Source organism: Streptomyces sp. HmicA12 (assembly GCF_000373565.1).
Lineage (GTDB): Bacteria > Actinomycetota > Actinomycetes > Streptomycetales > Streptomycetaceae > Streptomyces.
Window position 1 is genome coordinate 214425 of the sequence record NZ_KB891803.1, and the last position, 20535, is coordinate 234959.

17 protein-coding genes and 1 riboswitch are annotated in these 20535 nt (G+C 73.2%); of the genes, 11 read left to right on the top strand and 6 right to left on the bottom strand.

Annotation, left to right across the window (positions count from 1 at the left end; genetic code table 11):
* The first annotated feature begins 14 nt into the window (after positions 1 to 14).
* Together B072_RS0113060 and B072_RS0113065 are read left to right on the top strand one after the other, a co-directional pair.
* Complete coding sequence (locus B072_RS0113060; protein ID WP_026245765.1) at positions 15 to 1241, top strand: 4-hydroxybenzoate 3-monooxygenase; 1227 nt, start codon at positions 15 to 17, stop codon at positions 1239 to 1241.
* A 71-nt stretch (positions 1242 to 1312) separates the two neighbouring features.
* Positions 1313 to 3358 carry a SpoIIE family protein phosphatase gene (locus B072_RS0113065; protein ID WP_018530397.1) on the top strand — a complete coding sequence of 682 codons (2046 nt, stop codon included), beginning with the start codon at positions 1313 to 1315 and terminating at the stop codon, positions 3356 to 3358.
* Positions 3359 to 3373: 15 nt separating this feature from the next.
* On the opposite strand, the gene B072_RS0113070 is transcribed toward B072_RS0113065, so the two are convergent.
* The 3 genes from B072_RS0113070 to B072_RS0113080 form a co-directional block, all read right to left on the bottom strand.
* Entirely contained in the window at positions 3374 to 3988 is a 615-nt protein-coding gene (locus B072_RS0113070) for a hypothetical protein (protein WP_026245766.1), read from the bottom strand.
* Between the two features lie 156 nt (positions 3989 to 4144).
* Positions 4145 to 5521 (bottom strand): diaminopimelate decarboxylase, encoded by a 1377-nt coding sequence (locus B072_RS0113075; protein WP_051127174.1) that lies wholly within the window; start codon positions 5519 to 5521, stop codon positions 4145 to 4147.
* Between the two features lie 131 nt (positions 5522 to 5652).
* The gene (locus tag B072_RS0113080) at positions 5653 to 7308 is read right to left on the bottom strand and encodes a helix-turn-helix domain-containing protein (RefSeq protein WP_018530400.1); all 1656 of its coding nucleotides are present in this window, start codon (positions 7306 to 7308) and stop codon (positions 5653 to 5655) included.
* A 234-nt stretch (positions 7309 to 7542) separates the two neighbouring features.
* Here B072_RS0113080 and B072_RS45510 point away from each other — a divergent pair, with 234 nt between their 5' ends.
* Positions 7543 to 9822, top strand: coding sequence for an MFS transporter (locus tag B072_RS45510; RefSeq protein ID WP_051127168.1), 2280 nt, complete (start codon positions 7543 to 7545; stop codon positions 9820 to 9822).
* A gap of 31 nt (positions 9823 to 9853) precedes the next feature.
* Positions 9854 to 11968, top strand: coding sequence for an NAD-dependent DNA ligase LigA (gene ligA / locus B072_RS0113090; RefSeq protein ID WP_051127169.1), 2115 nt, complete (start codon positions 9854 to 9856; stop codon positions 11966 to 11968).
* 211 nt (positions 11969 to 12179) lie between these two features.
* Here the strand turns inward: ligA and B072_RS0113095 are convergent, their stop codons facing one another.
* Complete coding sequence (locus B072_RS0113095) at positions 12180 to 12974, bottom strand: SDR family NAD(P)-dependent oxidoreductase (RefSeq protein ID WP_018530402.1); 795 nt, start codon at positions 12972 to 12974, stop codon at positions 12180 to 12182.
* A 161-nt stretch (positions 12975 to 13135) separates the two neighbouring features.
* Here B072_RS0113095 and B072_RS0113100 point away from each other — a divergent pair, with 161 nt between their 5' ends.
* On the top strand, positions 13136 to 13771 hold the full coding sequence (locus tag B072_RS0113100; protein ID WP_018530403.1) for a GNAT family N-acetyltransferase: 636 nt from the start codon (positions 13136 to 13138) through the stop codon (positions 13769 to 13771).
* A gap of 53 nt (positions 13772 to 13824) precedes the next feature.
* Positions 13825 to 14232, top strand: coding sequence for a hypothetical protein (locus tag B072_RS0113105; protein ID WP_018530404.1), 408 nt, complete (start codon positions 13825 to 13827; stop codon positions 14230 to 14232).
* Positions 14233 to 14489: 257 nt separating this feature from the next.
* Here the strand turns inward: B072_RS0113105 and B072_RS0113110 are convergent, their stop codons facing one another.
* Together B072_RS0113110 and B072_RS0113115 are read right to left on the bottom strand one after the other, a co-directional pair.
* Positions 14490 to 14723 carry a DUF5133 domain-containing protein gene (locus B072_RS0113110; RefSeq protein ID WP_018530405.1) on the bottom strand — a complete coding sequence of 78 codons (234 nt, stop codon included), beginning with the start codon at positions 14721 to 14723 and terminating at the stop codon, positions 14490 to 14492.
* Between the two features lie 136 nt (positions 14724 to 14859).
* Complete coding sequence (locus tag B072_RS0113115) at positions 14860 to 15417, bottom strand: Dps family protein (RefSeq protein WP_018530406.1); 558 nt, start codon at positions 15415 to 15417, stop codon at positions 14860 to 14862.
* Between the two features lie 253 nt (positions 15418 to 15670).
* Between B072_RS0113115 and B072_RS48130 the strand changes: the two genes are divergently transcribed.
* The 5 genes from B072_RS48130 (at position 15671) to B072_RS0113140 (ending at position 20501) form a co-directional block, all read left to right on the top strand.
* Complete coding sequence (locus B072_RS48130) at positions 15671 to 15835, top strand: hypothetical protein (RefSeq protein WP_018530407.1); 165 nt, start codon at positions 15671 to 15673, stop codon at positions 15833 to 15835.
* 222 nt (positions 15836 to 16057) lie between these two features.
* The gene (locus B072_RS0113125; protein ID WP_018530408.1) at positions 16058 to 17521 is read left to right on the top strand and encodes a hypothetical protein; all 1464 of its coding nucleotides are present in this window, start codon (positions 16058 to 16060) and stop codon (positions 17519 to 17521) included.
* A 76-nt stretch (positions 17522 to 17597) separates the two neighbouring features.
* A riboswitch (TPP riboswitch) is annotated at positions 17598 to 17698 on the top strand.
* Entirely contained in the window at positions 17690 to 19099 is a 1410-nt protein-coding gene (locus B072_RS0113130) for a purine-cytosine permease family protein (protein ID WP_051127170.1), read from the top strand. (Overlaps the previous riboswitch by 9 nt.)
* 100 nt (positions 19100 to 19199) lie before the next feature.
* Positions 19200 to 19517, top strand: a complete 318-nt coding sequence (locus tag B072_RS0113135; protein ID WP_018530410.1) for a hypothetical protein — start codon at positions 19200 to 19202, stop codon at positions 19515 to 19517.
* Positions 19518 to 19601: 84 nt separating this feature from the next.
* Entirely contained in the window at positions 19602 to 20501 is a 900-nt protein-coding gene (locus tag B072_RS0113140) for an NAD-dependent protein deacetylase (protein WP_018530411.1), read from the top strand.
* Positions 20502 to 20535 lie beyond the last annotated feature (34 nt).

Genomic DNA, 20535 nt, shown 5'->3' on the forward strand with positions numbered 1-20535 from the left:
TCCATAATGACCGCGTGACCGTATCCCCAGACACCAACTCCCCTTCCACCGAACGCGTTTCGGTGGTCGTCGTCGGAGCGGGCCCGGCCGGGCTCACCGTCGGGAACATCCTGCGCGCGGCCGGCGTCGACTGCGTGGTCCTGGAGTGCGAGACCCGCGAGTTCATCGAGCGCAGGCCGCGCGCGGGCGTCATCGAGGAATGGGCGGTGCACGCCCTCGACCGCCGCGGCCTCGCCACCACCCTGCTCGCGCGCGCCGAACGGCACACCGCCTGCGCCTTCCGCTTCGAGGGCGAACAACACCGCTTCGAATACCGGGAGGTGACGGGAAGTCACCACTTCGTGTACCCGCAGCCGCTGCTCGTCACCGACCTGGTGCGCGAGTACGCCGACGTGCGCGGCGGCGACATCCGCTTCGGCGTGCGCGACGTGGAACCGCACGCCGTCGAGTCCGACCGGCCCGCCGTCTCCTACACCTGCCCCGACACCGGCCGGCGGCGCCTGCTGCGCTGCGACTACATCGCCGGCTGCGACGGGGCGCGCGGCGTGAGCCGTGCCGTGCTGCCCGAGGACCGGGTCCGCGTCGCCCGGCACGACTACGGCATCGGCTGGCTGGCCCTGCTCGCCGAGGCCCCGCCCTCGTCCGACTGCGTGCTGTTCGGCGTCCACGCGGACGGCTTCGCCGGACAGATGCCGCGCAGCCCCGAGGTCACGCGCTACTACCTGCAGTGCCCGCCCGGCGACGACCCGGACAACTGGCCGCACGACCGCGTCTGGACCCAGTTGCGCCGCCGCCTCGCCGCCACCGGGGCCGCGCCCCTGACCGAGGGACGCCTCACCGAGAAACGCGTCCTCGACATGCACGACTACGTCGTCGAGCCGATGGCCGTCGGACGGCTCTTCCTCGCCGGTGACGCCGCCCACCTCGTCGCGCCCATCGCGGCCAAGGGCATGAACCTGGCCCTGCACGACGCCTTCCTGCTCGGCGACGCACTCGCCGCCCGCCTCACCGGCGCCGACCCGAATGGCCGTGCCCTCGCCGACTACTCGCAGGCCTGCCTGCGCCGGGTCTGGGACTACCAGGAGTTCTCCCAGTGGCTGTCGGAGGTGTACCACGGCGCGGCGGCGGGGGACCCGTTCCGCACCGGCACCAGCCTGGCCCGGCTGCGCCGCCTGTTCACCTCGCGACAGGCCGCCGCCGCGTTCGCCGAGCAGTACCTGGGCACGGCCGAGCGCTACTGACCCTCCCTGCGTCGCCGCGCGGGGGCGGCACCCGGCCATTATCGTGGCCGAGCAGTACACCGGAGAGTCAAATGGGCCCTGCACACGAGCCGGACATCGGACTGGAAGAGCGCCTGCGCCTCACCGGCATGGGCAGCTTCGACTGGGACCTCGAGGACGGCATGCTCCGCCTCGACGACAACTGCCTTGCCGTGCTCGACCTGTCCCCGGAGGACTTCCGGGGCACCGTGGCGTCCCTGCGGCCGCGCATCCCGCCCGAGGAGGTGCTGCGAGTCACCGCTGTCGTCAACGAGGCGATCGCGACCGGCAGCGAGACCTACGGCGCGTATTTCCAGATCAGCCTCAGCGACGGCACAGCCCGCCTGACGCACGTCTCAGGGCGCCTTCTGCGTGATGCGGGTGGCCGGGCCGTTCGCGTCGTGGGCGTCCTGCGCGCGGCCCCGCACGAGCCGGCCGAGCTGGCCGGCCTGGACGGGGTGGACGCGAAGCGCCGCCGCGTCGCCCTCATGGTCCAGGGCACCACCGAGGCGCTGTCACGCGCTGTGACCGTCGACGATGTCGTGGCCGTGCTCTCGGGCGCGAGCGGCCTCGACCGGTTCGCCGCGGACGGACTCGTCCTCGGCCTGGTCGAGGGGGACGACCTGAAGCTGATCGCCCTGGTGGGGCAGTCGATGCAGGCCCTCGACGAGCTCAAGCTGCACCAGATCGACGAGTCCCTGCCGCTCGCCGAGGTCGTCGTCAACCGGCGGCCCCGCTTCGTCGAGGATCTGCCCGACCTCGCCCACCGGTTCACCCGTCTGGGCCCCTACATCGACCGGTTGAAGCTGGACTCCGCCGCGTTCCTGCCGTTGGTCGCGCAGGACCGTGCCATCGGCGGGCTCGCCCTGTTCTACCGCGGACGCCGGGAGTTCACCGACGCCGACCGCAACCTGTGCATCGGCCTGTCGGGCATCGTCGCCCAGTCCCTCCAGCGGGCCATCCTCTTCGACGAGGAACGCGACCTGGCCCGCAGTCTCCAGGCCACGATGCTGCCCAAGAGCGTCCCCCAGGTCCCGGACACCGAGCTCGCGGTCCGCTACCACGCCGCCTGGGGCGGACGGCAGGTAGGCGGCGACTTCTACGACGTCATCGTGCTGCCGCGCGGCCGCGTCGGTATCGTCGTCGGCGATGTCCAGGGGCACGACACCCACGCGGCCGCGATCATGGGCCAACTGCGCATCGCACTGCGGGCGTTCGCGGGCGAGGGGCACCCGCCGTCCGCGGTGCTCTCGCGTGCCTCACGGTTCCTCGCCGAACTGGACACGGAACGGTTCGCGACCTGCACGTACGCCCAGTTCGACCCGGCCACCGGCATCGTCCGCGCCGTCCGCGCCGGGCATCTGCCCCCGCTCGTGCGGCACATCGACGGCCGGGTCGGCATCCCCCGGCTGCGCGGCGGCCTGCCGCTCGGGCTGGCCACCGAGTTCGAGCAGGACGACTTCCCCGAGACCCGGCTCGACCTCGTACCCGGCGAGACCCTGGTGCTGTGCACCGACGGACTGGTGGAGGAGCCCGGCGTCGACGTCGACGCCGGGATGAGAGCCCTCGCCGACGCGCTGAGCGCGGGCCCGCCCACGGCCGAGGAGGTCGCCGACCACCTCTCCCGGTCCCTGTGGGAGAAGTGGGGCAGCGGGGACGACGTCGCCCTGCTCGTCCTGCGCCGCGTCCCCGACTCGGGCACCGCGCAGGCGCCCCGCATCCACCGCTACATCCACCAGGCCGACCCGGAGGGGCTCGCCGACGCCCGGGCCGCGCTGCGCGAACACCTCACCGCCTGGGGGCTCGGTGTCATGGCCGACGACATCGAGGTCGCCGCCGGCGAACTGCTCGGCAACGTCCTCGTGCACACCGAGGGCGGTGCCGTGCTGACCCTGGAAGTGATCACCGGTCCGCCGCGCGCGGTCCGGCTGTGGGTCAAGGACCGCTCCAGCGCCCGCCCCCACCGGCGCACCCCGGGGGAGACGGCGACCTCCGGACGCGGGATGCTGCTGGTGGAGGCGCTGGCCTCCCGCTGGGGCGTCGAGCCGCGCGGTGAGGGCAAGGCGGTGTGGTGCGACTTCACCGTGCCGGACGGCTGACGGGCGCCCTCCGCGTCAGCGGAGCTTGTCGACGGCCGTCACCGTCGTCTTCTTGAAGTCGGCCACCTGCGCGTGCGCGAAGGTGCCCATCTGCCCCCACTGGACGACGGTCACGATCCTGCCGTCCCGGCCCACCGAGAACAGGTTGATGTCGGAGGCGCCCCACGAGGCCTCGGTGTGCACGCCGTAGACGTGCGCGCCCTCCTCGACGGACAGTTTCCCGTAGTACTTCTGCTCCGCTGTGATCTCGGGGTCCTGCGCCATCACATCCTGCGCGCAGCTGTCGAGGTGCCGGCGCAGCAGCGCGGCGAACTCCTTGGCCGCCGCCGCGTCCCGCTCGACGACGGTCACCTGCAGCGCGCCGGTGTCGTAATCGGTGCGGAAGACACGGTGCACCGACGTCGACGGCAGGGCGTCCCCCACGCACATCGGCAGCGGGTCCGGCTGCCCGGCCGTGACCGGCCCGGCGTGCCAGGCCGACGCCGGGTGCGGCGGCAGCTGGGACGCGGACAGGAAGCGGGGCGTGTCGGCCGCCGACGCCGGGGCGGCCAGTGCCGCCACCGCCGCGACGGCCGCGGTCGCACCCGACGCCGACAGCGCGCGGTTCACTCGTACGTTCATGATGGTCATCCCCCGTGTAGGTCGATCCGCCGGTCGTGCGGACCGTACGACGTGCCCGGCCCGCACGGCGGTGGACGCTCCGGCACCGTCACCCGCCCGGTCCCGGCGTCTCCCGCCTCACCTCTTACGACCCGTGATCCGCCACGCCCGTTGCCCCCGCGTTTGTCACAGAACTGTCCCCGATGTCGCCGCGGGGGCCAGGGCGATGAGCCGGTCGGTGTGCCGGGCGCCGCTCTCGGCCGCGATCTCGTCGAGGGTCTGGGCGTCGCGGACGGGCGCGCACCGCACCTCGCCGTGGGCGTCGCAGGCGTACCCGTGCACGCCGGGGCGGGGCAGGCTGTTGTAGGCCCATGGGGTCGAGAAGTAGTAGGCGCCCGTGTCGCGCAGCACGACGAAGTCGCCCTCCGTCAGCGGCGGCAACTCCCGCGCCTCGGCGACGACATCGCCCGCGAAGCAGCACGGCCCCGCGACGTCCTGGGGCACGGGGGTACCCTCCTTCGGCCGGCCCTGCGGGTCGAAGGCGCCGACGCGCAGCGGCCAGGCGCCCGGCATCAGCACCGTACGGGTCGCCGTCTGCGCGCCCGCGTGCGTCACCGCGATCCGGCGGCCCCCGGACTCCTTCGCGTACTCCACGCGGGCCGCGATGAAGCCGTTCTTGGCGAGCAGTGACCGCCCGAACTCCGTGACCAGGCCGTACCGCCCGTCGAACAGGCCGGGTTCCGCGGCGCGCAGGGCCCGCGTGTAGTCCTCGTACGTGGGACGCACCGCGTCGTCGGCGAAGTTCACGGGCAGACCGCCGCCGATGTCGAGGCTGGTGACCTGTCGTCTGCCGACCGTCGCGTTGATCTCCTCCGCGAGGCGGTACGTCTCCGCGATGCCCTCGGCGATCAGCTCCAACGGGCAGCCCTGCGAGCCGACATGGGCGTGCAGCCGCGTCAGCCACGGCCGCTCCGCGAACGCCCGCACGACGCGCTCGCGCCCGCCCGCGTCGCGCAGCGCCACCCCGAACTTGGACGTGGCCGTGGCCGTACTCATCGCGCCGATCGCACCGGAGCCGACCTGCGGATTGACGCGCAGCCCGATCACGGAGGCGCTGCCGGCCGGGCGCAGCGCGTCGATGCGCTCCAGCTCGTCGAGGTTGTCGGCGTTGAGGGCCACACCGAGGGCGAGCGCCTCGGCGATCTCCTCGCGGGTCTTCGCGGGGGAGTCCAGCACGATCCGGTCCGGGGCGCAGCCGGCGTCCAGGGCAAGACGCAGCTCACCGGGGCTCGCCACCTCGCAGCCCATGCCGAGGTCGGTGAGCAGCCGCAGCACCGGGATCAGCGACGACGCCTTGACGGCGAAGGTGTGCAGCACGTCGGGGACGGCGGCGAACGCGGTGTGCAGAGCGGCGACGGACGCGCGGATGCCGTCGGTGTCGAGGAACCCGGCCACGGGCTGCTCGGTGCCGACCAGCCCCCGGTCGATCGCGTGCCGCAGCACGGCGGCGACGCGCGCCTCGGTCGCGCGGAGGTCTTGGCGGGTGTCGTGGTCCAGAGTCACGGGGCGGCCTTCGTCGCGGGAACGGGGGAGTGCCACGAGCCTCGCCTCCTCCGCGCGCCCACGTCTTCGTACCCCGGGCCAAAGGGGTGGCGGTTATTTGTCCGCCGGTCCGAACACCGTCATGAAGCGCATCAAATCGGTTCGCCGCCGGAGATGTCGTCCGACGTGGTGAGCCGCATCGCGAGGGTGACGATCAGGCGCGTGTCCGGATCGTCGAGGTCGAGGCCGAAGCGCTCCCGGACCCGCTTGAGCCGGTACCGCAGCGTGTTCGGGTGCAGGACCAGGCGCCGCGCCGCGCGCGGGACGTCGCCCGCCGCGTCGAGGTAGGCGGTGAGCGAGCGGACCAGTTCGCCGCCGGTGGCCAGGTCGGCCGCGACCATGTCGTGCACCGGCCCGCCGTGCCGCTCCCACAGCGGACGGACCGCGTCCAGGACGCGGAGCACCGCCACGCTCTGGCGGACGTCCGCGGCACCCGCGTGCCGCGCGGGCGGCTCACCGGCGGCACGCGACTCGCGCTCCCGCAGCGCGCGCACGACGAGCCGGGCCTCCTCGGCCGAGGAAACCGCGTCCAGCGGCGAGGCCACCACCGGTCCCGCGCCGACCCAGACGCGCGGTGCGTCGGGCAGCGCGGCCGCCAGTGCGGCGAGGTCGCGGGCGAGCCAGGCGGCGTCCCGGTCCTGCCCGTCGGGCACCGGCAGCAGCACGGTGAGCCGGTGACTCTCGCGCACACAACGCGCCGCGGACCGATGCGCCCGAGACTGCAGCGCGAGCGCCTGGAAGGTGCGCTCGGGGAACGGTGCGGCGGAGTCCTCCTGCGCGGCGACGAGCACCGCACAGGGCGTCTCAGGGGTGAGCCCGAGCGACCACATGTGGGAGCTCCGGTCGCCCTCGCCCGCCAGCAGCCCGCGCAGGGCGTGCTCCTCGCGTCGCCGGTCGGAACCGACGCGCAAGCGGTGCTGGAGGAGATACGGCACGGCGACCTCAGCGGCCCGCCGCAACGCCTCCGGCGCCTCGGGCGCGAAACTCCCCCCGTCGGCCGCCGCCCAGATCGAGCCCAGCATCTCGCCGCCGCTGCGGATCGCCACGATGAGCCGCTCGGGATCGTCTCCGTCCGCCGCCCGGTGGATCACATCGCGCGCACTCCACAGGGCGCGCACCAGGCCGGCCCGCCGCAACTCGGCCACGCGCCAGTCCGGCACCTTCCCGCCGAGGATCGTCGACCGGCGTACGGGGTCGGCGTCCGGGCCGGTCGCGGAGTGCGCGAGCACCCGGAAGCGCGTGTCCTCGACGGTGATGGAGGCGCCGCAGTGCCGCGCGACCTCGGCGGCGAGGACGGCGAGCCCGCCGCCCGCGATGTCGCCGACGAGCCGCTCGCCGGTCCCCAGCGCCGCGTACGCGCAGGCGGACCGGAGCAGTTCGACGGCGTCCGCCCAGTCCGCCCACCCGGCCCGCACCAGCAGGGCGAGGCCCGTCTCCCGCGCCGCCGCGACGATCTCCTCCGCCGGTGAACCCTCGCCGTCGTCCCTGAGCACGAGGGCGCTGGCGCCCCGCCGGGCCACCTCGCGCACCCGCTCGGCCCCGGCGTTCGCGTCCGAGGTGAGCCCCACGCCCAGCACGACGTGCCCCTGGTGCGGCCGGGTGGCGTCCTCGTCGCCGATCACCACACCGCGGACCGGGACGTCGGACCCGGACGGGGCGAGGACGAGACGCAGCACGCCGTCCTCGTCGTAGGCGAGGACCTGGCGCAGCGTGGCGTCCTGAGGCGCGTCCCGGGTCGGCTCGGTCATCCGAGCAGCGTACGAAGCGCGCCCCTGGTCGAACGGCCCGGGGTGGCTGTGACTTTAGCCCTTAAAACTTAGCAAAGTGAATATTTGGTGCATAAGCGGGCATTCCATGATGGGTGCGCTCGGGGCGCACGGTCAGACGCAAGAGGTGCGGGGGCGGGCGCATGAAAGGGAAGAGGCGGTCCCGTGGCGAGTGAGATGGTCGTCCCAGGAGCAGGTCCACACGGATCCGGCGGTGTGCCGTCGGCTGTCGTGCGGGACCGCGCGCCCCTGCGGGTGTACGCGGTCCTTGCCGCGCTGGCGGCCGTGTACGTCGTCGTGCCCGTGCTCCGGGCGGCCGCCAGGCCCGCGCTCGTCCGGGAACTCGGCGTCGGCCGCGAGGCCATCGCCCTCGCCGACGTGCTCGGCGCCGTCGGCGGCATCGTGGCGCTCTTCGTCACGGGCCGCGCGGGCGACCGGCTCGGCAGGCGCCGGGTGCTCGTCTGGGCGCTGGGCGTGCTCGGCGCCGGATCCCTGTTCGTCGCCCTCGTGGCGCATCCGTCCGCGTACGTCGTCGGACGCGTCGTGGTGACCATGGCCGCCTCCGCCGTCTTCGTGACCTGCCTCGCCTTCCTGCCCTCCCTGTCGCTGCCCGGACAGCTGCGCCGGATCATGGGGACCTGGCTCGCCGTCATGTCGCTGACCTTCCTCGGCATCACCGTCACCGCCTCCGCGATCGTGGCGACCCTGGGCTGGCGCGCTGTCTCGCTGGTCTTCGCCGCGCTCGCCGTCGTGGGCATCGTCTCGGTACGGCGGATCGTGCCCGAGACGCCCGCCGCCGGCGCCTCGACCCGCCTCGACGTGCTCTTCTCGGGCTGCCTGGCCGCGGCGGCCCTGCTGGCCGCCGCTCTCTATCTCGCGCCCGTGCGGGGCTGGTCCGACCCCTGGGTGCTCGTACTGCTCGCCGCCTCGCCGTGCGCCGTGGCGGGCGGACTGCTGAGCTCCCGGGGCCGCCGCCACGCCCTCGGTGCCTCGCTGCGGTCGCCCGGCACGGCACTCGCCACCGGGGTCATCGTCGGCTTCACGCAGATCATCGTCGCCGTCGCCCTGCCCACCCTGGTCGCCACGGGCGGCGGCACGGCCACGCAGGGCATGCTGGCCGTCGCCGCGTTCGGTCTCGGCGGCGCCGCCGCCTGTCTGCTCGCCCGGCACACCCCCTTCACCCCGCTGACGGGCTGCTCGCTCGGCCTTCCCCTGGCCGCGGTGGGCCTCGCCCTGCTGCACGCCGTCCCCATGGGCGCCGGCCCCGCGACGGCCATGTGCTGCGCGATGTCCGCCCTCGTCGGATTCGGCATCATGACGGCCCAGACCCCGCAGATGGCGGTGTTCCTCGCCGCGCTGCCCCACTCCCGCCTGGGCGCCTTCTCCGCGCTCCACCCCACCGCGGTCGCGCTGGGCATCGCCGCGGCCCAGGCCATGCCCAGCACCTCCGTCCTGCGCGGCGACACGCTGCCCCTCGACATGGAGCAGCTGCTGTGGGTCGCCGTCGCCGTCGTCGCCAGCGCGGCCCTCGTCGTCGGCCGGCCCGCCGTCGCCCTCGCCGTCGCGGGCGTCGCCGGCCTGGAGCACCTGCTGATCCGCGGCCTCGCCGGACCCGAGCTGGCGGCGCGACCCGTCGCCGTCGGCACCGTCCTCGCCGTCGGCGCCCTCGCCGGCGTGCTCACCTTCCTGCGCCGCCAGCAGACAGAACGGCACACCCGCGTCCAGCAGGCCGCGGGCGCACTCCAGCACGCGGTGCTGCACCCCATTCCGGCCCGGCTCGGCCGGCTGCGGCTGGCCGGCCTGTACCGGCCCGCCACCGCAGGCACCGGGATCGGCGGCGACTTCCTCGAAGCCGTCGACACGCCCTTCGGCACCCGCATCCTCGTCGGCGACGTCCGCGGCAAGGGCATGCAGGCGGTGCAGACCGTCACCGACGTCCTCGGCGCCTTCCGCAGCCAGGCGCACGAGGTCGAGGACCTCGGCGAACTCGCCGCCCGCCTCGACCGCCAGCTCGTCCGCGCCGCGGGCGCCCGCGACGACGAGGAACTGTTCGCCACGGCCCTCCTCCTCCAGCACGGCACCGCGGGCGACGCGGTCGAACTGGTCAACTGCGGGCACCTCGCCCCCCTCGCCGTCTCCGGGCGGCAGGTGCGGGAGATCACCGTGCCCGCCCTGCTGCCGCTCGGCTTCGGCCTCCTCGGCGACGACAGCCCCCGGCCCGCCACGGTCCCTCTCGACCCCGAGGAGACCCTCCTGCTGCACACCGACGGACTCAGCGAGGCCCGCAACTCGTCCGGCGAGTTCTATCCCCTCGCCGAACGCCTGCAGGTGGCGACGGGCACCGAACCGGGCGCCCTGGTGACCCACCTCGACCGGGACGTCCACGACTGGACCCATCACCTGACCGACGACATCGCCGTCGTCGCCCTCACCCACGAGGAGGCGCCGACCGTCACCGCGCCGCGCGCCGAGGACGCGAGCCTGTCCGTCGTCTGACGACCCGTCATTGTCAGTGGCACCAGGCAGGATGAACAGCATGACGACGACTTCTGCCGTTCCTTCGCCTCCTTCAGCGCTGTCCGATTCCGCCGCCTACACCCAGGCCGTGCGGGACGCGCGCGCCGCTGCCGCCGCGTACTACGAAGGCGGCACCTCCGCCCTGGACGACGACGCCTACGACCGGCTCGTGCGGGCGATCACGGTGTACGAGACGGAGCACCCCGAGGAGGTGCTGCCCGACTCGCCCACGGGCAAGGTGGCGGGTGGCGCGGTCGAGGGCGACGTCGCGCACACGGTGCCCATGCTCAGCCTGGACAACGTTTTCTCCGGCGAGGAGTTCACCACCTGGGCCGCGTCGCTGGAGCGCCGGATCGGCCGCGACGTCACGTGCTGGAACGTATCGCCGAAGCTGGACGGCCTCGCCATCGCGGCCCGCTACCAGGACGGCCGTCTCGCCCGGCTCGTCACGCGCGGCGACGGCACGGCGGGCGAGGACGTCTCGCACGCCATCGGCACGATCGAGGGCCTGCCCGACCGGCTCACCGAAGCGGTCACCCTGGAGGTGCGGGGCGAGATCCTCATGACGGGCGCCCAGTTCGAGTACGCCAACGAAGTGCGCACCGAACACGGCGGCGACCCCTTCGCCAACCCGCGCAACGCGGCGGCCGGCACCCTGCGCGCCAAGGACCGGGCCTACACGGTCCCGATGACCTTCTTCGGGTACGGTCTGCTCCCGCTGCCCGACACCGACCCCGCGCTCGCCGCCGAACTCGGCGAGGGCGCGCACGGCGCCCTCATGGACCGCACCGCGGTCTGGGGTGTGAACACCCCGGCGAGCACCCAGGTGCCCGCGGTCGTCGTCACCTCCGTCGATCAGGTCGTGGAGCGCGTCGAGCAGATCGCCGCGCTCCGCGCCGAGCTGCCGTTCGGCATCGACGGCATCGTCGTCAGAGCCGACCTCGCCGCCGACCGGCAGGCGGCGGGCGAGGGATCGCGGGCGCCGCGCTGGGCGGTCGCGTTCAAGCTCCCGGCCGTCGAGAAGATCACCAAGCTGCTCGACGTCGAGTGGAACGTGGGACGCACCGGCATCATCGCCCCGCGCGCCGTCCTCGAACCGGTCGAGATCGACGGCTCCACGGTCACGTACGCCACCCTGCACAACCCGGCCGACATCACCCGCCGCGGCCTGCTCCTCGGCGACCAGGTGATGGTCTACAAGGCGGGCGACATCATCCCGCGCATCGAGGCGCCCGTCGCGCACCTGCGCACCGGCGACGAGAAGGAGATCGTCTTCCCCGCCGTGTGCCCGCAATGCGGCTCGGGCATCGACACGAGCGAACAGCGCTGGCGGTGCGAGCGCGGCCGCAACTGCCACCTGGTCGCCTCGATCACGTACGCGGCCGGGCGCGACCAGCTCGACATCGAGGGCCTCGGCCACTCCCGAGTCGTCCAGCTCGTCGAGGCGGGCCTGGTCACCGCCCTGCCCGACCTCTTCGACCGGCTGACCCGCGAGCAGCTGCTCGGCCTGGAGCGGATGGGGGAGACCAGCACCGACAACCTGATGGCGGCGCTCCAGGCGGCGAGATCCCAGCCGCTGTCGCGGGTGCTGTGCGCCCTGGGCGTGCGCGGCACCGGCCGTTCCATGTCCCGCCGCATCGCCCGGTACTTCGCGACGATGGACGGGATCCGCGCCGCGGACGCGGAGGCGATGCAGCGGGTCGACGGCATCGGCGCGGAGAGGGCCCCGGTCATCGTGGCCGAACTCGCCGAGCTCGCCGACCAGATCGACCGGCTCGCGGCGGCCGGGCTGAGCATGACCGAACCCGGCGCCACACCGCCCGCCGCCGAGGACGACCAGGAGACCGGCGAGTCCGGAGAGACCGCGGACGCCGGACCGCTCGCGGGCCTGAAGGTCGTGGTGACCGGCGCGATGACCGGCCCCCTGGAACAGCTCTCCCGCAACCAGATGAACGAGCTGATCGAGCGGGCCGGCGGCAAGTCCTCGGGCAGCGTCTCCAAGAACACGAGCCTGGTCGTCGCGGGCGAGGGCGCCGGATCCAAACGGGCCAAGGCCGAGAGCCTCGGCGTCCGGCTGGCCACCCCGGACGAGTTCGCGGCGATGGTCGCCGACTTCCTCGACTGACCGGAGCGCGGAGAGGCGGAGCCGCGTCCGGCTCCGTCTCGCTCTTCAGGTCCTAGGTCGTGTCCGCAAAGTCCCTCCGTCCGCCCGGAGGGCGGCCCTGCGGCGTCAATGGGGTCTCCCCTGCTCGAACGGAGTTGAGAGCTTGGGGAAGCGTGCCAGGCGTCGCGGGGCGGGAGGGACTTTGCGGACACGACCTCCCCGGACAGAACACCTAGGGCAGGATCGAGTCCACGTATCCGCCGTCCACGCGCAGCGCCCCGCCCGTCGTGGCGCTCGCCTGGGCGGAGGCGAGATAGACGACCATGTTCGCGATCTCCTCGGGCTCGATGAGCCGCTGGAGCAGCGACTGCGGCCGGTACTCGCGCATGAAGGCGCGCTGGGCCTCGTCCCAGGGCAGCTCGCGGTCGACCAGGCCGTACACGAAGTCCTCCACGCCGCCGGTGTGGGTCGGGCCCGCGATGACCGAGTTGACGGTCACGCCGGTGCCGGCCGCCTGTTTCGCGAAGCCGCGCGTGACCGCGAGCAGCGCCGTCTTGGACATGCCGTAGTGGATCATCTCGGCGGGGATCACCACGGCCGAGTCGCTGGCGATGTTCTGCACCCGGCCCCAGCCACGCTCCGTCATGCCCGGCAGGTACTGCCGGATCATCCGGACCGCGGCCAGCACGTTCACCTCGAAGTAGCGGCGCCATTCGTCGTCGCTGATCTCCAGCGGGTCGGCGGAGTCGAAGATGCCCAGGTTGTTGACCAGGATGTCGACCCGCGGCAAGGCCTCGGCCGCGCGCAGTGCGCCCTCCTCGGTGGTCACGTCGGCCACCACCGGCACCAGCTCCGCGCCGGGCACGTCGCCGCCGATCCGGCCGACGGCCTCGTCGACCCGTTGCCCCGTACGACCGTTGATCCCGACCCGGGCCCCGGCCCGCGCCAGGCCCGTGGCGATCGCTGCCCCGATGCCCTGGGTGGAACCGGTGACCAGCGCGGTACGTCCTGTCAGATCGATCTGCATGCGGGCGAGCTCCTCACGGATGGCGATGTTGTGCGTGCCAGCCCTACCCGCCCGGCGGCGAACACACCGGTGAGGGTGCGCCGTCGGAGTGGTGCGGCCGAGCGCGGCCCGGCATCCGTGATCGGCTGCGGGAGCGCTCCCATGCTGGCATCGTGCGGCGCATGGAGAACACACCCTTCGTCCGTGCCTACCGCCCGTCCGACCACGAAGCACTCGGCCACATATGCGTCATGACGGCTCATCAGGGCGGCGACTCGTCCTCTCTCTACCCCGACCACGAACTGATGCCGTCGATCTTCGCCCACCCCTATGCGCGGTTGGAGCCCGACTTCGCCTTCGTCCTGGACGACGGCGCGGGAACCGCCGTCGGCTACGTACTCGGGGTCCCGGACACCGCCGCGTTCGCCAAGCGGTTCCGCGCGGAATGGCTCCCGGACGTCGCGGACCGCTACCCGGCCCCCGCGGGTCCGCCCCGCACGCCGAGCGAGGAGATGATCGGGCTGCTGCACACCCCCGAACGCATGGTGCGCGACGAACTGGCCGCATTCCCCGCCCACTTGCACATCGACCTGCTGCCGCCCTGGCAGGGGCGGGGTCATGGCCGCGCCCTGATGGACACCCTCCTGGGCGCGCTCCACCGGCAGCACGTGCCGGCCGTCCACCTGTGCATGGTGCGGGAGAACACGTCGGCCAGGGCGTTCTACGACCGGCTGGGCTTCCGGCTCCTGACGGTGCGTGACCCCGCGCCGGTCTGGTACCTCGGCCGTTCCACGGACGAGGCGGGGGACAGCCCGTAGATCGGATCGGCGTCGCGCTGTTTGTCATGGCTGGATCCGGCTATGCGAACACCATGGTGAACGCACATGACAACGGAGAGACGGCCGGGCCCACCACGAAGGCGGCGCAGCCGGCCGCGGCGGAGACAACGAAGAAGGCCGCGCAGAAGACCGCGACCAAGGCGGAGTCGATGGGCGCGGCGACCGGCCGCGCGGTCCGATCGGCGGGTACCGAAGGGGCCCGCGCGGCCACCGCGGCGAACGCCGCGGTGGCGCGCGCCCGCACCACCGTGACGTCGGCGGCTGGCCAAGCGGCCTCCGCGGCCACGACGGCGTGGGCGGCGCTCAAGCACCACAAGGTCGTCGCCGCCGGCGTCACGGCCGGTGCCACGGCCCTGGCCGCCACGTCCTTCGTGGCCGGACGCCGCGCCGAGCGCAGCAGCCACGGGCCGCTCACCCGGCTGACCGGCGGACGTGTCTGACGGAGCGACACACAAAGGCGCCGCTCAACTCGGTCCACTTGGAGGAGAGTTGAGCGGCGCCGTCGTGTGGCGTAGCTGATCGTGCGTGATGTGCCGGCTCCGCGACAGGGAACATGGAGGACATGGTGCAGGGGGCGTGTCCTGATTCCAGGACACGCCCCCTGCACCACTACTGGACCCGCGTCAGGGGACGACGGGATCGCGCCACGAGTGTCCCCGCACGCTCCGTTCGCACACGCGCGGTCCCACGCGCCGGTTCAGGCCGCTTGCGACTCGTCGGCGACGGTCGCCGCAGCCGCCTGCTCCAGGACTCGGTCGGCCGCGGCCAGAGCGTCGCGGATCGTGCGGGTCCCGGTGCAGACGCACAACGTGTAGGTCACGTCGTCCAGCTGCCATCTCAGCTCCTGCGAGGGCCGCTCGCAGTGACGCATCTGCAGATCGGCGTAGCGGCTGAGGAGGGTCCGCACGAACGTGGCGTCGGGCATCAGCATGAGGGCACCTGTTCTCGCTCGGGGGGCGGGACCTCCGCATGCCCCGGGTCGCGCGGACCATGCATGTCCGCGGCCCGGGGTGGCCCATTTCACTCGCGAACGTGCCGCTCACTCGCGAACGTGCCGCGCGGGCGCGCTAGTTGACGGCCCGGTGCGCCGCCTCCGCCTCCGTGGTCGCGGACCCGGTGCGCAGCGAACCGCCCGCCGTCTCCAGGTGCGCGCGGACGAACCACTGGAACTGCTCCAGTTCGCGCAACTGCCCGATGAGCAGGTCCTCCGTGGCGGCGTCGATCGGACCGGCCACCGCGATCGCCTTGCGCACGTCCTCGACGACCCCGGTGTAGACGACGTCGAGCGCCCCGAGGTGGGCGATGGCGTCGGCCCGGCCGACGCTGTAGTCCTGCCAGGACCGGGCGGCCACGAGCGCGCCGGGCGTGCCCTGGCTGACGCCGCCGAGAGCGGCGGCCCGCTCCGCGACGTCGTCGGCCATCGCGCGGACCCGGTCGACCTGCGGGTCGATCATCTCGTGCACGGCGATGAAGTGCGGGCCGACGACGTTCCAGTGAATGTGCTTCAGTGTCAGATGGAGATCGTTGAGGGCGTGCAGCCTCATCTGGAGGATCTCGATCAGCTCTCCGGCCTGGTCCACGGTGAGGCCGGGGACGGTGTACTTCGGAGTGCTCTGCAGAGGCATGGGGTGTGTCTCCCTTCGTACCGGACGGGCTGTTCTGCCCCACTACCCGTCCCACGGGATTCACACGTGCTTCATCGTGCGACAAGGATCACCGCCCACCCGACGCGCCCCCTCGACAGGTCCGCTGAGCCGGATGTTTGGATCGGCGTCCGCCGTAGTGACGGGCTTCGATCGTGTGACCCGCGCGCCGCCGCTCCCGCCCCGGCCCACGCACCGTGTCTAGCCTGGGGTCCGTCGACGAGGAGGTGCTCTGATGTCCGACGAGGAGCCGCAGCGTTCGGGGCTGCTGGGTGTGGAGATGCGGCGCGTGCCGCTGGACGACGGCAACGTCGTGACGATCGTGTGTGACGCCGGGCTGTCCGAGGAGGAGGCGCGGGCCCGGGCCGCGAGCGTCGTACAGGACAACCGCGCCCGGTAGGAGACGGTCGTCACGGGCTCTGGTCGGCCGAGTGCCGACCAGGGCCCGTTCGCGCCGTTCGTCGTCTGTGTGTGCCGGTCCGCGTGGCGTAGAAACGCCGTACATCCGCCGGACCCGGGGCGTGCCGCGCTGCGCGGCGGGAACGTGGAGTGCCCTGCGAGACGGGCAGCCAGGCCCGTCTCCCGCACCCAGCCGCGACGCGGCGCTCTCCGGGAGTCAGTCATGGCGCAGCCGACCGCTTTCCACGACTTCGGTGCCCTGCGATTCGACGACGGGGCGGCTTCCGATCCCGGCCGTACCGAGCAGGTGTGCGCGGCCGTGCGGGACAGCGGCGTTCGCGACCTGTACGTCGTCGCCCACGGGGCCCACAACGACGAGGCGGTGAGCCGCGCGGTCGACGACGCGTACCGCGCCCTGCTGACCGAGGCCTGGCGCGACGCGCCAGGACGGGCCGGGATACTCGGCGTGCACTGGCCGTCGCTGTGCTTCCGGGACGAGGGGCTGCCCGGCGTCGCGAAACCGGCGGACGCCACCGGGTTCGACCAGGCGACGGCCGACGACCTGCTGCGCCGACTCCCCGACCACGCCGACACGTTGACCCAGCTCATCGGCCTGCTGCGCGACCGGCCGAACCACAAGCCCGCCCTCGACGACTTCGGTACGGCTCTGCGCCGCCTCGCGGAACTGCCTCTCCAGGACCCGGTCGCCGCCTTCACCGCCGACACCGAGGGCGAGGTCATGCCGCAGTCCGACCCCCTCATGCTGTTCGAGGACACCCGGACCATGTGCGCCGAGTTCGGGGGCGCCGTCGACGACCTGCGTCGGGCCCGGAAGACGCAGGAGAGCCGGGCCGCCCGGCACGATTCCGGCACCCAGGGATCCGAAGCCTCCGGAGGGGACACCCCTGCCGAGGGCGGGATCGCGGGGGCGCGCCCCGGGCAGCCGCTGAGCGACCGTGCGGGCCGGGGCAGGACGATCGCGGGCGGCGGTCCGCTGGGGGAGCAGCCCGGTACCTCCGACGTCGCGAAGTTGTGGGACGGGGCCCACGAACTCTTCCGCCAGGTCGTACGCCATGTGCTGCGTCGGCGCGCCGGACTCATCGGGCAGCAGGGGCTAGGTGCCTTCCTGCCGAGGCTCGCGGAGGGCTCCGACGTCCGCCTGCACCTGGTCGGGCACGGGCTCGGCGGACGACTCGCCGGCTTCGCGTTGCGCGGTCTGGAAGGCGGTGGCGCGGAACCGATACTGCTGTCGTCCCTCACCCTCCTGCAGGCCGAGATGTCCCACTTCGCCTTCGCCGACAGCCTGCCGCAACAGGTCTCGGGCCACGGCGCGCTGTGGAGCCTGCAGCGACTCGTCCAAGGGCCGCTCATCTGCACGTTCTCGCACCTCGACTTCCACCTCGGGGTGCTGTTCCCGCTGTCGGCCCAGATGATCGGCGACTCCGCCGAGTTGGTGACCAGCGGACGCAAGTGGGGAGCCCTCGGCTTCGACGGGATCCAGGGCGTCGAGGGGCCCGCCCCGGTACCTCTGAAGGACATCGCGGAGCCGGACCTGCGCCACGACGTGCCCTACGTGAACGTGGACGCCTCCGACGTGGTCCGCTCCGCCCACCTGCCCATGGGCGGCCACCACGACGTCTTCGACCCCGAGATCGGACTGCTGCTGCGCCGGGCCGCCGAGTCCTGATGCCCTGGCCGTCCACGGCCCGTCATGCCCCCGGATCATCGCCCACCACGCCCTACGGCTAGGGTGTGACGCCGAACTGCCCGACACGGGGTGCCCCGCAGATGCGACGGGGCTGAGATCACACCCGTAGAACCTGAACCAGTTAGCACTGGCGGAGGGATGTCAGCGATGCCGACGACGCATGCTCCTGTGGACCCGACGACCGGCGAGCCGCGGACCGCGGCCGCCTTCGACGGCCGGATGCCGACCGCGCCGGGGGACTGGCGAATGGAGGCGCGCGGGATCGCCCCGGTGCCCGAGCGGCACCGATACGGCACCGCCGGACGGCTGTTCAGCGTGTGGTTCGCGCCGAACCTGACGATGAGCGGCGTCTTCACCGGCACCGTGGGCATCGCCCTCGGCCTGGACTTCGCGACCGCCCTGACCGCCGTCGTCCTCGGCACCTTCGTCGGCGCCGTGCCCGCCGCATACCTGACGACCTGGGGCAGCCGCACCGGTGCGGGCCAACTCCCGCTCGCCCGGATGGCGTTCGGCCGGGGCGTCGTGCTGCCCGGTGCCCTGCAGTGGCTGTCCTCCATCGCCTGGGACGCGTTGATCGGCCTGTTCGGCGGCGACGCGCTCGCCCGCCTGTGCGGCTGGCCGTTCTGGCTCGGAGCCCTCGTCATGATGGCGGGCCAGGGCCTGCTCGGCGCCTTCGGCTACGAGGCGATCCACCGCCTCCAGAAGGGCATGACGGTCGTCCTCGCGCTCGCCTTCACCGGCCTCGCGTTCCGCCTCGCGGACACCGGCGTCGCGCCCGTCGCCCACGGCACCGCGCACGGCGCCGACCGGGCCGGCGCGTTCGTCCTCACCTCCACCATCGCGCTCAGCCTGGCCCTGTCCTGGGCCCCGTACGCCGCCGACTTCAGCCGCTATCTGCCCCGCGCCACACCGCCCGCCCGCATGTTCTGGGCCACCCTGCTCGGCATCGCGACCTCCTTCGTCGCCGTGCAGGCGCTCGGTCTGTGGGGCGCCTCCGTCTTCACCGACCAGACCGCCCGCGGCGTCGACACCCTGCTCGGCGGCGGCTTCCTCGGCTCCGTCGGCCTGCTCGCCGTCGCGCTCGCCGCCCTGTGCAGCAACGCCATGAACGACTACAGCGGCTCCCTCGCCCTGCAGACCATCGGCGTTCGGATGCCACGTCCCCTCGCCGCCGCCCTCGCCGCGGTCCTGGGCTTCCCGCTCGTGCTGTGGATGCACGCCGCCGACACCGCCGCGCGCTTCCAGAACGTCCTGCTGTTCGTCGGGTACTGGATCCCCGGCTTCGTCGCGGTCGTCCTCGTCGACTGGCGGGCCCGCACCCGCGAACGCGGCACGGCGCCCGTCGGCCTCGCCGCCGAACAGACCGGAACCCAGCCGCTGCTCCCAGCACTCGTCGCCTTCGTCGCCGCGTTCGCCGCCACCGTGCCGTTCATGGACACCGCCCTGTACGTCGGCCCCGTCGCCCGGGCGCTGCACGGCGCGGACCTCGGGTACTACGTCGCCTTCGTCACGGCCCTGGTGATCTACGCGCCGCTGCGGCTGCGTCGTTCCCGCTGAACACGGCCGGACGGCGTACGACCGGAGTGAGCGCGGAAAGCGGGGGAAGCCGACCCCACACGGCCGCACCGTGGACATGGCACAGACAGGAGCACCTCACGTGACCACCTTCGTCATCACCATCCCCGGCACGTTCCTGCGCACGGCGGACGCCGGGACGAGAGCCCAGGTCGCACTGCACCTGCGCGGGGTGGACCCGCACCGGACGGAGCTGGGGCGCGAGGAGGACCTGGATCTGCTCACCGTCAACGACGACGGCACGTTCAGCATGCGCCTGGAAGTCACCGCGGACGCGAGCGCCGAGGCCCGCCGCACGGCCGGGGACCTGGCAGCCCAGGCCCTGCGCGCGGCGGGGTTCGACGAGAGCGACGCCCCACTGGGACCACCGTCCGTGACCGGCATCGACAATCCGGCCTGACCTGACGTTCGGACACCTCGGCCCGGGCCGGGCGGCCCGGGCACGGGTGCATGCCGCCCGGCCGGGATGCGTACGCTGGCAGGTATGCGGATCAGACCCACGCTGAACTGGGAACCCTCCGGCGACCAGCCGACCGCCACGACGGACCCGACGCCCGTCGTCGACGCCGTACGGGCCGGCGGCGTCGTGGTGCTGAGCGGCGCGGGTCTCTCGACGGAGTCGGGCATCCCGGACTACCGCGGGGAGCACGGCTCGCTGCGGCGGCACACCCCCATGACGTACCAGGAGTTCCTCGGCAGCGAGGGGGCCCGGCAGCGGTACTGGGCCCGCAGCCAGCTCGGCTGGCGCGCCATGACCCGGGCGCATCCGAACGCGGGGCACCGCGCGGTCACCGCCCTGGCCCGGGCCGGCCTGGTCACCGGCGTCATCACGCAGAACGTCGACGGGCTGCAGCAGGCCGCAGGAGCGCGCCGGGTGATCGAGCTGCACGGGAGCCTGAGCCGCGTGGTGTGCCTCGACTGCGGCTACGTCGATGACCGCGCGGAGCTCGACCGGCGGCTGCGCCAGGCCAATCCGGGGTTCGAGGCGGTCGCCGAGCGGCACCGGGCCGCGCGGGTCAATCCCGACGGCGACGTGGAACTGCCCGAGGCGGCGGTGCGGGAATTCCGCCTGGTGCCGTGCGCGAACTGTGGCACCGGGGTACTCAAGCCCGACGTGGTCTTCTTCGGCGAGAACGTCCCGCCCGAGCGGGTGGTGGAGTGCCGCGAGATGGTCGACGGCGCCACGACACTGCTCGTCCTCGGCTCGTCCCTGACCGTCATGTCGGGCCTGCGCTTCGTGCGCCGGGCGGCGGACGCCGGCATCCCGGTCCTGATCGTCAACCAGGGACCCACCCGCGGCGACCGGTGGGCCACCTGCCGGGTCGAACTGCCCCTGGGTGAAACGCTGTCCGTCGTGGTGGCGCAGGTCGCGGCCGCGACCTGAACCGTCACGACGAACCGGAACGAAGATGAGGGGC